Raw genomic sequence first — 13,581 nt, forward strand, 5'->3', positions numbered from 1 at the left:
AAAGCCGGACCGGTCATGCCGTACCGGGGGCATCGTGCCTATTTTTTGAACGCCTGTCCATAATCGCCCTGATAGTATGCACTGCATCTTGAGGGCTCGCCCGATCCGGCTTTACGCTGGCAGCAGACTGGAGATTTTCATGTTCAAGTTCCTGACGCCGAAGTCGATCAAGCCGCCCTTTGCCCGCTACAGCCATGGCGTCGAGGTGCCGCCCGGCAAGCGGCTGGTGCTGTGTTCTGGCCAGGTCGCCATCACGCCGGACGATAAGATCCCGGAGAATGCCGGCGCGCAGGCCGAGCTCTGTTTTCAAAGCATCGCAGCGATTCTCGGCGACGCCGGGCTTGGACTTTCCGACATCGTGCGCATCAACGCCTATGTCACCGACCGCGTCTTCCTGAAACCCTATATGGACGTGCGCGATCGCCTGTTCACCAGCCCGGCGCCGGCTTCGACGCTGATGATCGTGTCCGGTTTCGCGCGGCCGGAATTCAAGGTCGAGATCGAGGTCATCGCGGCAGGGTGAGGAGCCGGCTGGAATCGACAGGCCGTTGATCTCCAGTTACACGACAAAGGCTGGTGCTGCCCCTCATCCGCCTGCCGGCACCTTCTCCCCGTATAGTGACGGGGAGAAGGGAAGCGCTCCAACGCTGGCGCACCCCTCTCCCCGTCTCTATACGGGGAGAGGGTACGGGTGAGGGGCAGCGCCAACGCCGCCAGTTTGCTCGAGGTTTCAAAATGACCGTTGCAACGAAACGCGTGTGGTGGGGCGACTATCGGACCACAGAATACGCCACCATCGACCCGGAGGCGACGATCGCCGTTCTGCCGGTGGCGGCGATCGAACAGCACGGGCCGCATCTGCCGGTCTCGACTGACAGCTCGATCATGAACGGCATGCTCGAAACGGTGATCGCGCGCCTGCCCGGCGATCTCGACATCCGCATCTTGCCGGTCCAGGCGGTGGGCAAGTCGAACGAGCACCTGCACGCGCCGGGAACCCTTACATTGCCGGCGGCGACCTTGATCGAGGCCTGGACCGAGCTCGGCCTGTCGATCGCCCGGGCCGGGTTAAGGAAGCTGATCGTCGTCAACTCGCATGGCGGCAACGAGGAGATCATGGGCATCATCACCCGCGAACTGCGCGTGCGGGCAAAGATGCTGGCGGTGAAGACGAGCTGGCAGCGCTTTGGCCGGCCGGCCGGCATGTATAGCGAGCTTGAGGACCGCCACGGCATCCATGGCGGCGATGTCGAGACCTCGCTGATGCTGCATTTCCGGCCGGATCTGGTCGACATGGCAAAGGCCGACAATTTCGTGTCCAACGTCGCCCGCGCCGAAAAGCAATTTGCGTTGCTGCGCCACACCGGAACGCACGCCTTCGCCTGGATCGCCACCGATCTCAACCCGAACGGCGTGGTCGGCGACGCCAGCATTGCAACGGCCGAAAAGGGCCGGCTGACCGCCAACCATCAAGCCGACGGTTTCATCAGCCTGTTGAAGGACGTGCGCAAGGCCAAGCTTGCAGATTGGCTGACCTAGGGATCTACTTCAGGTCAAGGTGAGCCGAAATGCGGATTTCTCTACACGCCCCGCTTGAGGTTCAAGGCAGACAGCCACTTTTGTGGCGCTAGTTTCCAGACCGTGCGTAAAGTAAAGTCTCGCCGATTGTTTCTACCCTCACGTCCAGCCGGTTGTTTCTAGTCTCACATCCATGGGTGCGCGATGGTTGTCGTTACAAAGGCACTGACCCTTGCTGACTTCCATGAGGCCCGCGCACTTATCGCGGAGATGGGTCAATGGGACGTTGCACAATGCGGCGTGCACGGTCTTTCCGTCGGAAGACGTGATTTCCGCCTACTATTCTGACGATGCCGCGAGCTTGTTGGAAAAGTGCACCTTGCCCAGCACAGGGATGTACCTCGCACGGATTGGCTCTGTCGCCTTGGGCTGCGTCGGCCACGTCAGCCATGGAGATGTTGCCGAGATCGTTAAGCTCTTCGTGCGTCCGGAAGGACGAGGAAAAGGCGTAGGAGCCCGCCTCCTTGAGACGGCGCTCGATGCTATCGAGGAGTCCAAGTGCCGAAAAGTGAACCTGGTGACAGTTTCATTCATGACGAGCGCTATCGTTCTTTACCGCAAGTTCGGCTTTCAAGAGTGCGAACCATTCGAACCAGCACCGAAGGGCTTGGAGGGGGTTACGCGATACATGGAAAGGGTCACCAAATAGCTTGGACGGCTGCCGTGAAAATAAGCGCGGCCTTAGCCCGATCGGGACTGATCAGGCCTCTGACCAGAATCAGCCGTCGATCTTCAACTCGAAAGGCGTGCCCTCGAAGGCCTCGGCGCCGCGCCCGATCGCCTCGATCGCACGGGTCATGCGGCCGTTGCGATCGAGCAGCGCGTCGGCGACCGCGATCAGCCGCGGATTGGGTGTCGCCGTCGGCGACAGTGCACGCAGCGTCTCAGCCAACTCGACCTCGCAGCGCTGCGGCGCCAGTGCCGCCGCGATGATGTAGGCCGAGGCCGTCGACCGGCTGATACCGGCATAGCAATGCACGACCAGCGGCCTTGCACGATCCCACCGGCGCGCGAAATCGAGCAGGTTGCGGACATGCCCCTCGCCCGGCATGGTCATGCCCTCCTGCGCCACCGCGATATCGTGCATGACCAGATGCAGATGGTTTTCCTGGGCGATCGACGCCGGCCGCGTCACCTCGGTGCCGGCGGCCAGCAGCGAAAGCAACCGCTCGGCCCCGGTCTTCGCGACGGTTTCCTCGACTTTTGAAAGCGAACAGACATGGATCATTGCTGGACCTCGCTGGTGTTATCGTGGCGCTGTTGCGACCAGTCGGCAAGAGCCGATTCGAGCCGCTGCCATTCCTCGCCCTCGCCCGGCAGCCCGGCGCGCAGCACCTCCGGCCGGCCGGAAAAATCCCGAAGCAGGATGCCGCGCTCGCCAAGCACCGAAAACAGACCGGCGGCGTCCGCCAGCCTGATAAAGCGGAACAGGGTGGTGCCGCCGTCGACCGGGACACCGAAGCGGCCGAACAGCGCATCGAGCCTCGCTGCATCCCTGGCCAGACGGCGCCGCATCTCGGCCTGCCAGCCGCTGTCGGCAAGCGCGCGGATGCCATATTCGAGTGCCGGACCGGCAACCGCCCACGGCCCGAACTGGGCCTCCAGCCGTTCGACCGTCAGCGCGTCGGCCAATGCAAAGCCGAGCCGCAGGCCGGCAAGACCAAAAAACTTGCCGAAGGAGCGCAGCACGACGATGCCGCCACGGTCGACATCGCCGGCCAGGCTCTCGCCAAGCGGGCCGACATCCATGAACGCCTCGTCGACGACCAGCAACCCGCCTCTGGCGCGCAAACTTTCGGCAAGCGCAAGCAGTTTCTTGCGCTCGACGATGCGACCGTCCGGATTGTTGGGGTTGACGACGATGGCAAGGTCGGCTCCTGCCAGGGCATCGAAATCGTCGACCTCCATCGCCGCATGGCCGGCGATGGCCGCTGCCCGCTGATGCTCGGCATAGGTCGGCCCGAGCACCAGCGCCTTGCCGGGGCTGACCAGCGAAGCGACGCGCGGCAACAGGATCTGCGTGCCCGGCGCTGCCACCACATTGGCCGCCGATGGCGCGCCATAGGCGCTTGCCGCGACATCGGCCAGATCACGGACCCGCGCGGCTTCCGGCAATCTCGACAGGGCGGTGGCGGGCAGCTCGAAAAACGGATAGGAGTGCGGATTGATACCGGTCGAGAGGTCGACGAAGGGCTGTGGCGCATGCGGAAAAAGCGCCCTCGCCCGGCCAAGGCTTCCGCCGTGATCCACCACTGCCGCCGCTCCATCAAGAGACTTCATGTCGATCCTGATCGCTTTCCTGTCACTGCTTGTTGAATTCGCTGTCGGCTATCCCAGCTGGCTGCTCGGCGCCATCGGCCACCCCGTCACCTGGTTCGGCAGGCTGATATCCTTTCTCGACCGCAGGCTCAACCGCGATACTGATTCCGACGCCCTGCGCCGCCGGCGCGGTGTTCATGCGCTGCTGATCATCGTGCTGGTGCCGGCCACCATCGCTTTCGCGGTGGAAACCATGCTTGCGGGCATTCCAGCCGGATTGATCCTCACCGCGCTCCTGGCGACATCGCTGCTGTCGCAGAAGAGCCTGGCCGAGCATGTCGAGGCGGTGGCCGACGGACTCGACAATGGCGGACTCGACATCGGTCGTGTTGCCGTCTCGCAGATCGTCGGCCGCGATCCGGAAAAGCTCGACAGAGCCGGTGTCTGCCGCGCTGCGATCGAAAGCCTGGCCGAGAATTTTTCCGACGGCGTCGTCGCGCCGGTCTTCTGGATCGGCGTCGGCGGGCTGGCCGGCGGCGTCGCCTACAAGGCCGCCAATACCGCCGATTCGATGATCGGCCACCGCACGCCGCGCCACGAGGCCTTCGGCAGGGCGGCGGCGCGCTTCGACGATCTGATCAACCTGCCGGCGTCGCGGCTGACCGCACTGCTTATCGTGCTGGCCGCCTTCCTCGTCAAAGACGCTGACGCCGGCAACGCCTGGCGCACCGTGCAGCGCGACGCGAAAAAGCACCGCTCGCCGAATGCCGGCTGGCCGGAGGCCGCGATGGCCGGCGCGCTCGGCCTGGCGCTGGCCGGGCCGCGCTCCTACGACGGCGTCATGGTCGACGACGCGTTCATGGGCGAAGGCGGCCGCCGCGATGTCGAGAGCGTGGACATCAGACGAGCGCTAAGACTCTATCAGGTTGCCGACTTTCTGCTGATGGGACTGTTCGGCTTGCTGTCGGTGATCGTTATCGTTGCGTGACTGCGGCCTCCCCTTCTCCCCTTGTGGGAGAAGGGGGCCGCGAAGCGGCCGGATGAGGGGTGTTCCAGCTGGTACCGACGGCGCTCCGTCCAGCACCCCTCAACCGTCTTGGCGCTACGCGCCAATCCACCTTCTCCCACAAGGGGAGAAGGAAGAAGAGGCGAACGAAACCTCAAAACTCTATGCCTTGCTGCGCTTTCACGCCGGCGGAAAAGTGATGCTTCGTAACTCCCATCTCGGTGACCAGATCGGCGGCATCGACCAGCGCCGGCTTGGCGTTGCGGCCGGTGACGACGATATGCAGGTTTTCGCGGCGGCCCTTCAGCGCCGCCACCACCGTGTCGAGATCGAGATAGTCGTAGCGCAGCGCGATGTTCAATTCGTCGAGCACCAGCAGGCTGATCGATGGATCGGCCATCAGTTCGAGCACCTTGGCCCAGCCAGCCTCGGCGGCGGCGATGTCGCGCTTCAGATCCTGCGTTTCCCAGGTAAAACCCTCGCCCATCGTGTGCCAGACGACCCGATCGCCGAAAGCGGCAAAGGCGTCCTTCTCGCCGGTGTGCCATTTGCCCTTGATGAACTGGACGACGCCGACGCGCCTGCCGTAGCCGAGCATCCTCAGCGCCAGCCCGAAGGCGGCAGTGGTCTTGCCCTTGCCGGGCCCGGTGTTGACGATCAGCAGTCCCTTCTCGACCGTCTTGGCCGCGACCTCGGCGTCCTGTACCGCCTTGCGCTTGGCCATCTTGGCGCGGTGGCGTTGCTCGTCCCTGTCGTCGATATCGGTCATATCACTTCACCTTGAGCGGCAGTCCCGCCACCATCAGCAGCACCGTGCCGGCGACGGCGGCGACCTGCTGGTTGAGCCGGCCGGCGGCATCGCGAAACCGGCGGGCAAGCGCATTGTCGGGCACGATGCCCTGCCCGACCTCGTTGGAAACCACGAACCACGGCCCGCGCGGCCGCGACAGCACATCCGCCAGCCCTCGGCATTCGGCCTCAATGTCGCGTTCGGCCAGCATGTGGTTGGACAGCCACAGCGTCAGGCAGTCGATCAGGACGGGCCGGCCGTCAGGCAGCGCCTCGATCGCGCCGACGAGATCGAGCGGCGCGTCGACGGTCGTCCAACCCTCGCCGCGCCGAGCCCGGTGCAGCGCGATGCGTTCGCGCATCTCGTCGTCATAGGCTTGCGCCGTGGCGATGTAGATCCACGGCGCCGGACAGGCCGTCACCAGGCTTTCGGCATGCGCGCTCTTGCCCGAGCGTGCACCGCCGACGACCAGGGTCAGCTTGCTGCCTGGAGCAGCGCGATCAGGCAAGGCTATCGCGCAGGCCGGTTGCGGTGCCGGTCAAGCGGCCGCGCACCAAGCCGACGGCAGCGCCGAGTACCAGCCAGAACACCAGATTGGTCAGCGTCACCGCCACCACGAACTGGTGGTGCAGGCCTTCCGGGATCGGCGATTCGAAACTGTCGGGCTGCGGCGCGCCGACAATATGCGGCGCCACGATCAACGCCACGGCAATCACCGCCAGCGGCAATGACTTGCGAAAGGCGAGCAGGCCGAGACCGGCAGCGCTCGCCACCACCGTCGCCGTCCACCAGATCTGGCGCTGGGCGAGATCGGCCGGCGGCATCGCCGGCAGTTCGGGCGGCAGGCCAAGGTTCGGGGCCAGCGTGAACACGGCAAAGCCGGCAAGGCCCCAGAACAGGCCCTGTCGCCAATTGCCGATGCCGCCGGCGAATTCCGAAGCGGCGACCAGGATCAGCGCAAAGCCGATGCCGGTGACGACGTTGGCAACGACGTTGAAGGCGAAGCGCTCGAAGCCATCGGCAGGCGCCCAGCCTTCCTCTTCCGCGGTGGCTGCTTCAGCCGGCACGGCGCTGCTCATGGCATTGCTGCCTGCTGTGGCCGGCGACAAACCATGGTCATGCGTGTGACCACCGCCGGCCTGTTCGTAGACTTCCGCCTTGAGGATGAGTGGCACCGTGGCGTAGGCCTGCATGCAGGCGAGAACGACGCCGGCCACTAGCCCTGCGATCGCCGCGATGAACACGACGTTGCGAAACAGTGTCATGGTGTCAGCCCCTCGTCAGTGGCAGGGAAAGCCCATCGAATGGCGATAGTCGTGGGCGGCATTGTGGACCGCATCGATATGCGAGAAGCCGACAAAGCCCATGACGAAAACGCCGAGAAATGCAGCAAGCGCCAACTGCACGAAGCGCGACTGCGAGGAGACGGAAGCGCCGAGCGAGACGGAAGCGGTATTCATGTCTTGTCCTTTCGCCCTCCACCCGAGGGCATAGAAGTCAGTTCTCCTGTCGCCGGCAGGTCTCCTGGCTCGCGGATCAGCGCCCTTCCCCACCTTCCCGAAGAAGCTCTTCCCGAAGAAAATCTTCAGTGGCATATGGAGAGGACTACCGCACACAGTTGCGGGGGCAGCCACGGCATCGGGCGAATTTTGCCCCTACCGCATTCCCTCTTGGTTCCAAAACGGAACCGACGACGGCTGCGACTATAGGCAGAATCGCCGCGCCCGGCAAACCAAATTCCGCCAGCTAGCAGCGCGAATGCGCCGTCTCTCGTGGGCTCTTCCTTCTCCCCTTGTGGGAGAAGGTGGCCTCGCGAAGCGAGGTCGGATGAGGGGTGTTCCAGCTTGGCACCAACAGCGCTCCGGCCAGCACCCCTCTTCCGTCTTGGCGCTGCGCGCCAATCCACCTTCTCCCACAAGGGGAGAAGGAAGAAGGGCGGCGCCTGTCTTCTTTTGTCCGGGGCAACCATGATAGTCGTCTTGCAGCACTGAATCAGAATTGCGAGACCATGACCATTCCTACGCCGGCCGTTCAGGACCGATCCAGGCGCATCATCGCCATCGACGTCGCCCGCGGCTTCGCTTTGCTTGCCATGGCGAGCTACCATTTCACCTGGGATCTCGAATTCTTCGGCTACACCGATCCCGGCCTGACCGCCTTTGGCTGGTGGAAATTCTACGCGCGCTGCATCGCTTCGACCTTCCTGTTCCTGGTCGGCGTCAGCCTGTTCCTCGCCCATGGCAAGCAAATCCGCTGGAGCGGCTTCTGGAAACGCTTCGCCATGGTCGGCGGGGCGGCGCTCGCCATATCGGCCGCTACCAGGCTTGCCACCCCCGACAGTTTCATCTTCTTCGGCATCCTGCACGAGATCGCGCTCGCCAGCCTGCTCGGCCTGGCGTTTCTGCGGCTGCCGGCGCTGCTGACGCTGGTTGTCGCAGCTTTCGTCATCACCGCGCCGCTCTACCTCAGGTCCGAGATCTTCGATCATCCGGCCCTGTGGTGGGTCGGCCTGTCGGCAACCAACCCGCGCTCCAACGATTATGTCCCGCTGTTTCCATGGTTCGGCGCTGTGCTTGTCGGTATCGCGGCGGCAAAACTCGCCTTCGCCTCCGGCGTGCTGACGCGGCTGGCGGGCCTGACGCCCGGCCGCTGGACTAATCCGCTGGTCTTTATCGGCCGGCACAGCCTCGCCTTCTATCTGATCCACCAGCCGGTGCTGATCGGCTCGGTCTGGCTGATTTCGCAAGTCATGCCGGCAGCCGTCGAAACCAGGCAGGTCACCTTCCTGAAAGAGTGCCAGGCATCGTGCGAGCAATCGCGCGACACGGAGTTCTGCAGCAGCTATTGTGTCTGCATGCTCAATACGCTCGAGGGCGAGGCCACGCTTGATCGGCTCTACCGCAACGACCAGGCTGCGGAATGGAAGGCGCATCTCGACGAGCTCGCCGGCGCCTGCACCGCCAAGGCCGACGGCACTTTGATGGAGGGAGGAGCACAATGACCGACCATCAGCAGAAACCGGGCCAACAGAAACCGGGACAGCAAAAACCGGGGTTTATACCGTGGCCGCCGCTGATCTATGTCGCGGCCATCGCCGTCAGCATCGCGCTTGGCTTGCTTTATCCGCTGCCATGGATCGGCGGCCTTTTGGGCGACATCCTGTTCGCGGCCGGCTGGGTGGCATTGTTGGGCGTCGTCGCACTCTGGTTCACGGCGATCCGCATCATGATCCGGGCAAAGACGACGCTCCACCCGAACGCCGTGCCGGACCATCTGGTTACATCGGGCCCCTTCGCCGTCAGCCGCAATCCGATCTATCTGGCCAACACGCTGCTGATGATCGGCGTCGCCCTTATCTCGGGGAACGTATGGTTCCTGCCGCTGGCGATCATCGCCGCCTTCGCAACGCAGAAAATGGCGATCGAGGGCGAGGAAAAGGTTCTGGCAACGAAATTCGGCAAGAAATACCGGGATTACGCAAAAAGGGTGCGGCGCTGGATTTGAGGCGGCAACCGATCAGGTGTTGACGCCGAGTTCCACCAGCCGCTCGACGCAGGATTCCTCGGCCTGGTCCAGTTCAGCCAAGGTTTCTTCGAGGTCGCGGCGCTTCTGGCGCAGATCCTCGCGCTTTTCCTCGATGCGCTTGATCATCAGGTTGAGCTGACCGACCTCGCCGGGCGGCTCCTTGTACATCTGGATGATTTCGCGGATCTCGTTGATCGAAAAGCCGAGCCTCTTGCCACGCATGATCTGGCGGATCAGATGCCGGTCCGACGGGCGAAATAGCCGCGTGCGGCCGCGCCGCACCGGCTGCACCAGCCCCTCGTCCTCGTAGAAGCGCAGCGTCCGCGTCGAAACGTCGAATTCGCGGGTCAGTTCGGTTATCGAATAATATTCCCGCATCATCACTCCAAATTCCCGGCCGCGCTGCGGGTTCCAACCATGCGGCCTCGCTATCCGCACGCGTTTCAGAATCGGCCGGAGGCTGTTCCAAAATCTCGCATGGCATTTACGTAAAAGTCAATTGAGTAGGCGTCGCTCACACGCCGAACCACCATGTGGCGAGGCCGAGAAAGGCAAAGAAGCCGACGACGTCGGTGACCGTCGTGACGAAAACCGCCGAAGCCACGGCCGGGTCGATCTTGAACCGGTCGAGCAGCAGCGGGATCAGGATGCCGGCAAGTGCCGCCACGAACATGTTGATGATCATCGCCGCGGCGATGATGCCGCCCAGGTTGGGATCGCGGAACCAGGCGGCCGCGACGATGCCGATCAGGATGGCGAAGATGATGCCGTTGATGAAGCCCACCCCCATCTCGCGGCGGATGATGCGGCCGGCATTGTAGATGTCGAGGTCCCTGGTCGCCAGCGCCCGCACCGTGACCGTCATGGTTTGCGAGCCGGCATTGCCGCCCATGCCTGCCACGATCGGCATCAGCACGGCCAGCGCCACGATGTGCTCGATCGTGCGGTCGAACAGGCCGATCACCGAGGCCGCCAGGAACGCTGTCAAAAGGTTGACGAGCAGCCACGGAACGCGCGAGCGCGAGGTCGAAAGGATGCTGTCCGACAATTCTTCGTCGCCGACACCACCCATGCGCAGCAGATCCTCCTCGGCTTCCTGCTGGATGACGTCGACCACGTCGTCGATGGTCAGCACGCCGACCAGCCGCTCGTTCTCGTCGACGACGGCAGCGGAGAGAAGGTCGTATTGTTCGAACTCGCGCGCCGCCTCCTCCTGGTCCATCGTCGCCGGAATGGCGTGCCTGGTCTCATGCATCACCTCTTCGACCTTGATCGAGCGCTTGGTGCGCAGGATCTGGTCGAGGTCGATGGCGCCGAGCAGCTTGAAGCTCGGATCGATGACGAAAATCTGGCTGAAGCGGTCGGGAAGGTTGTTGTCCTCGCGCATGTAGTCGATGGTCTGGCCGATCGTCCAGAATGGCGGCACCGCGACGAACTCGGTCTGCATGCGGCGACCGGCGGTCTCTTCGGGATAGTCGAGCGAGCGGCGCAGCCTGATCCGCTCGGTGAACGGCAATTGCGACAGGATCTCGTCCTGGTCTTCCTTTTCGAGATCCTCGAGAATGTAGACCGCGTCGTCAGAATCGAGGTCCTGCACACCCTGGGCAATCTGGGCGTTGGGCAGGCTGTCGACAATGTCGCGGCGGATAGCCTCGTCGACCTCGGTCAGCGCGGAAAAATCGAAGTCGGCGCCCAACAATTCGACCAGCGCGCGGCGCTGTTCTGGATGAAGCGCCTCGATCAGGTCGCCGAGTTCCGATTGGTGCAGGTCGTCGACTTCACGCTTCAGCGTCAGCGTGTCGCGATCGGCGATCGCGGCGCCGATCTGGGCAAGGAACGACGACAGAATGGCGCCGTCCTCGCCATAGATGTCGGCGCTGTCCTCAGCAGTCCTGGCGCCGGTCGTCTGTTCGTCCTGGCCTTCCACCAGCGCCTCCCGCCATCAGAATTCCGGAAAAGCTGCGTGTTAGGTCTAGCGCATGACCATGGAAATCGGAATCGATTTCCAGAAAGGATCATGAGCAGCGTCAAATTGCTACAGCGTCCGTCAGATTTCGAAGTCGATGTCCGCGGGCGCAATCATCGACCAATCGCACAATGTCTTGTCCGGCTCCCATCATCGTCACGCCGAGGCTCCTCGGTATGTTCCCTATCGGCGTCTCTGGGAGGCTACCATTGCGGGCGGAGTCAATATTCTCACCGACGTGCCACCAGCCTGGCGGCCGCCCGACGCTTTCGACATTTGCGGATGGCGGCTGGAAACCTTATATAATCCAACTTGTGCATGCTGCGGCGTGCGCAGATCAATCGTAGAGAAGGATACAGATGCCGGACTCGGATGCGGCGATACCTCGAATTGCTCTCATTTCAACCCACGGCTACGTAGCAGCCAACCCGCCCCTGGGCGCGGCCGATACCGGCGGACAGGTGGTCTATGTCTTGGAACTTGCCAAAAAGCTGGCCCAGTTGGGTTATGCCGTCGATATCTGGACGCGACGATTTGAAGACCAGCCTCCTGTCGATGACGTGGCCGACGGGGTTCGCGTCCTGCGTGTCGCCTGTGGCGGACCCGATTTTATTCCGAAGGAATATCTCCACCGCCACCTTCTCGAGTGGTGTGAAAACGCGCTGCGCCTGATTCGCCGGGAAAACCTCTCCTACGACTTCATCAACTCTCACTACTGGGATGCGGGCGTGGCGGGGCAGCGACTGTCGGAAGCGCTCACTGTCCCGCACATCCATACGCCGCATTCGCTTGGCATCTGGAAGCAGCGCCAGATGAAGACGGACTACCCTGACAAGGCCGATACATTCGAGGCCGAGTTCAATTTCAGCGAGCGCATCAAGCACGAGACGATCATCTATCGAAGCTGCGCCATGGTGATCGCAACAACGCCGCCGCAGGTCGACATGCTGGTCGAGGACTACAGCCTCGAGCGCGACCGCGTGCACATGATCCCGCCCGGTTACGACGACAACCGGTTCTTCCCGGTCAGCGAGGCGTCTCGCCGGTTGATCCGCCATCGGCTCGGCTTCGAAGGGCGAACGGTCCTGGCGCTCGGCCGGCTCGCCACCAACAAGGGCTACGACCTGCTGATCGATGCGTTTTCAGTGGTGGCGCCGCGTGTGCCGGATGCGGTCCTGAGGCTCGCTGTCGGCGGCGAGAACATGGACGAGCAGGAACAGAAGATCCTCAACCAGCTCAAGCAACAGGTCGAACAGCTAGGCTTGCAGGATCGTGTCGTCTTCTCCGGCTATGTTGCCGACGAGGACCTGGCCGACACCTATCGGGCGGCGGACATGTTCGTCCTGTCGAGCCGCTACGAGCCGTTCGGCATGACCGCGATCGAGGCAATGGCCTGCGGAACGCCGACCGTGGTTACGATCCATGGTGGCCTCTATCGCGGGATCAGCTATGGCCGGCACGCGCTTTTTGGCGATCCGTTCGACAAGGAAGATCTCGGCATCACCATCGTCAAGCCGATGAAGCACCAGCGCCTCTACGGCCGCCTGGGCCGCATGGGCGCGCACAAGGCGCGCAGCCTGTTCACCTGGACCGGCATCGCCCAGCAGCTGGTCAGCCTTGTCGAAGGCCGCCCGGTGCTGAAGGCGGTCGACGATCATGACTGGGACGAGCCGTGGAACGACGGCGATTGAAACCGATCGCGCTTTTGTCGAGTGATCTCGACGGGACCCTGGCGGGCGACGCGCCGGCGACGTCACGCTTTCGGTTGAAATGGGAGGCGCTCGATCCCGAGCACCGGCCGGTTCTCGTCTACAACAGCGGTCGCCTGGCCGACGACATCTTGAACTTCGTCGACGAAGTCGGCCTGCCAGCGCCGGACTATGTGATCGGCGGTGTCGGCACGATGCTCGCCGGTCCGCGGCACACCTCTGTTCTCGGGCATTTTGCCCAAAGGTTTTCGGAAGGCTGGTCGCTTGAAAAGGTCGATGCGGTGCTCGGGTCGCTCAAAGACACCGTCCGCCAGCCCGACGGCTATCAGCACGCCTTCAAATCGAGCTGGTACCTGCTCGACGCAAGTCCCGAAACCCTTGCCAGCATCGAGCGCGCTTTGGCCGAGGCCGGCCTGTCGGTGACGATGGTCTATTCGAGCGGACGCGATCTCGACATCCTGCCGCGCTCAGCAGACAAGGGCCAGGCGCTGGCCTGGCTGTGCAATGAGCTCGGCATCGGCCTGGATGAGGTGGTCGTCGCCGGCGATACCAACAACGACCGCAGCATGTTCGAGCTGCCCGGTGCGCGCGGGATTGTCGTTGCCAATGCGCTTCCCGAACTGCTTGACATGGCGCGGGCCAACCCGCTGATCTACAGCGCCAAGGAACAGTTCGCCCTTGGCGTCGTCGAAGGCCTCGTTCATTGGTCGGTGTTTGCGGACGCCCGATCCTGAACTGGAAATATTCA

The 13,581-nt window shown here is 63.3% G+C and carries 16 protein-coding genes and 1 riboswitch; of the genes, 8 read left to right on the top strand and 8 right to left on the bottom strand.

Annotated features, from left to right (window positions below; all coding sequences use genetic code 11):
- Positions 1–139 precede the first annotated feature (139 nt).
- The 3 genes from AC0L2R_RS22630 (at position 140) to AC0L2R_RS22640 (ending at position 2,227) form a co-directional block, all read left to right on the top strand.
- On the top strand, positions 140–523 hold the full coding sequence (locus tag AC0L2R_RS22630) for a RidA family protein (RefSeq protein WP_473511635.1): 384 nt from the start codon (positions 140–142) through the stop codon (positions 521–523).
- Between the two features lie 212 nt (positions 524–735).
- Entirely contained in the window at positions 736–1,539 is an 804-nt protein-coding gene (locus AC0L2R_RS22635; protein WP_473511637.1) for a creatininase family protein, read from the top strand.
- 265 nt (positions 1,540–1,804) lie between these two features.
- Positions 1,805–2,227, top strand: a complete 423-nt coding sequence (locus AC0L2R_RS22640) for a GNAT family N-acetyltransferase (protein WP_473511638.1) — start codon at positions 1,805–1,807, stop codon at positions 2,225–2,227.
- A gap of 69 nt (positions 2,228–2,296) precedes the next feature.
- On the opposite strand, the gene AC0L2R_RS22645 is transcribed toward AC0L2R_RS22640, so the two are convergent.
- Both AC0L2R_RS22645 and cobD read right to left on the bottom strand, forming a co-directional pair.
- Entirely contained in the window at positions 2,297–2,806 is a 510-nt protein-coding gene (locus tag AC0L2R_RS22645) for a tyrosine phosphatase family protein (RefSeq protein ID WP_473511639.1), read from the bottom strand.
- Positions 2,803–3,858, bottom strand: a complete 1,056-nt coding sequence (gene cobD, locus AC0L2R_RS22650; RefSeq protein ID WP_473511640.1) for a threonine-phosphate decarboxylase CobD — start codon at positions 3,856–3,858, stop codon at positions 2,803–2,805. The genes AC0L2R_RS22645 and cobD overlap by 4 nt, the downstream gene beginning before the upstream one ends.
- Here cobD and cbiB point away from each other — a divergent pair.
- Positions 3,857–4,825 carry an adenosylcobinamide-phosphate synthase CbiB gene (gene cbiB / locus AC0L2R_RS22655; protein WP_128166958.1) on the top strand — a complete coding sequence of 323 codons (969 nt, stop codon included), beginning with the start codon at positions 3,857–3,859 and terminating at the stop codon, positions 4,823–4,825. The two genes, cobD and cbiB, sit on opposite strands and share 2 nt — an antisense overlap.
- Before the next feature lie 172 nt (positions 4,826–4,997).
- Here the strand turns inward: cbiB and cobO are convergent, their stop codons facing one another.
- The 4 genes from cobO to AC0L2R_RS22675 are packed head-to-tail and all read right to left on the bottom strand — an operon-like array spanning position 4,998 to position 7,093.
- On the bottom strand, positions 4,998–5,612 hold the full coding sequence (cobO, locus tag AC0L2R_RS22660; RefSeq protein ID WP_473511641.1) for a cob(I)yrinic acid a,c-diamide adenosyltransferase: 615 nt from the start codon (positions 5,610–5,612) through the stop codon (positions 4,998–5,000).
- Between the two features lies 1 nt (position 5,613).
- On the bottom strand, positions 5,614–6,111 hold the full coding sequence (gene cobU / locus AC0L2R_RS22665) for a bifunctional adenosylcobinamide kinase/adenosylcobinamide-phosphate guanylyltransferase (protein ID WP_473511671.1): 498 nt from the start codon (positions 6,109–6,111) through the stop codon (positions 5,614–5,616).
- A 22-nt stretch (positions 6,112–6,133) separates the two neighbouring features.
- On the bottom strand, positions 6,134–6,898 hold the full coding sequence (locus AC0L2R_RS22670; RefSeq protein WP_473511642.1) for a CbtA family protein: 765 nt from the start codon (positions 6,896–6,898) through the stop codon (positions 6,134–6,136).
- Between the two features lie 15 nt (positions 6,899–6,913).
- A complete protein-coding gene (locus AC0L2R_RS22675) occupies positions 6,914–7,093 on the bottom strand; it encodes a CbtB domain-containing protein (protein WP_023798882.1) in 180 nt (59 codons plus the stop codon).
- A 37-nt stretch (positions 7,094–7,130) separates the two neighbouring features.
- A riboswitch (cobalamin riboswitch) is annotated at positions 7,131–7,340 on the bottom strand.
- 301 nt (positions 7,341–7,641) lie between these two features.
- Here AC0L2R_RS22675 and AC0L2R_RS22680 point away from each other — a divergent pair.
- Together AC0L2R_RS22680 and AC0L2R_RS22685 are read left to right on the top strand one after the other, a co-directional pair.
- Complete coding sequence (locus tag AC0L2R_RS22680) at positions 7,642–8,634, top strand: heparan-alpha-glucosaminide N-acetyltransferase (protein WP_473511644.1); 993 nt, start codon at positions 7,642–7,644, stop codon at positions 8,632–8,634.
- On the top strand, positions 8,631–9,137 hold the full coding sequence (locus AC0L2R_RS22685) for a methyltransferase family protein (protein WP_473511645.1): 507 nt from the start codon (positions 8,631–8,633) through the stop codon (positions 9,135–9,137). Before AC0L2R_RS22680 ends, AC0L2R_RS22685 begins: the two co-directional genes overlap by 4 nt.
- A 12-nt stretch (positions 9,138–9,149) precedes the next feature.
- Here the strand turns inward: AC0L2R_RS22685 and AC0L2R_RS22690 are convergent, their stop codons facing one another.
- Positions 9,150–9,536 carry a MerR family transcriptional regulator gene (locus AC0L2R_RS22690; protein WP_023685221.1) on the bottom strand — a complete coding sequence of 129 codons (387 nt, stop codon included), beginning with the start codon at positions 9,534–9,536 and terminating at the stop codon, positions 9,150–9,152.
- A 136-nt stretch (positions 9,537–9,672) separates the two neighbouring features.
- Positions 9,673–11,085 (bottom strand): magnesium transporter, encoded by a 1,413-nt coding sequence (mgtE, locus tag AC0L2R_RS22695; protein ID WP_023798879.1) that lies wholly within the window; start codon positions 11,083–11,085, stop codon positions 9,673–9,675.
- Between the two features lie 398 nt (positions 11,086–11,483).
- Between mgtE and AC0L2R_RS22700 the strand changes: the two genes are divergently transcribed.
- Entirely contained in the window at positions 11,484–12,815 is a 1,332-nt protein-coding gene (locus AC0L2R_RS22700; protein WP_091594364.1) for a glycosyltransferase, read from the top strand.
- A complete protein-coding gene (locus tag AC0L2R_RS22705; RefSeq protein ID WP_473511647.1) occupies positions 12,812–13,567 on the top strand; it encodes an HAD-IIB family hydrolase in 756 nt (251 codons plus the stop codon). Before AC0L2R_RS22700 ends, AC0L2R_RS22705 begins: the two co-directional genes overlap by 4 nt.
- Positions 13,568–13,581 lie beyond the last annotated feature (14 nt).

This window comes from Mesorhizobium sp. WSM4820 (genome assembly GCF_055811075.1).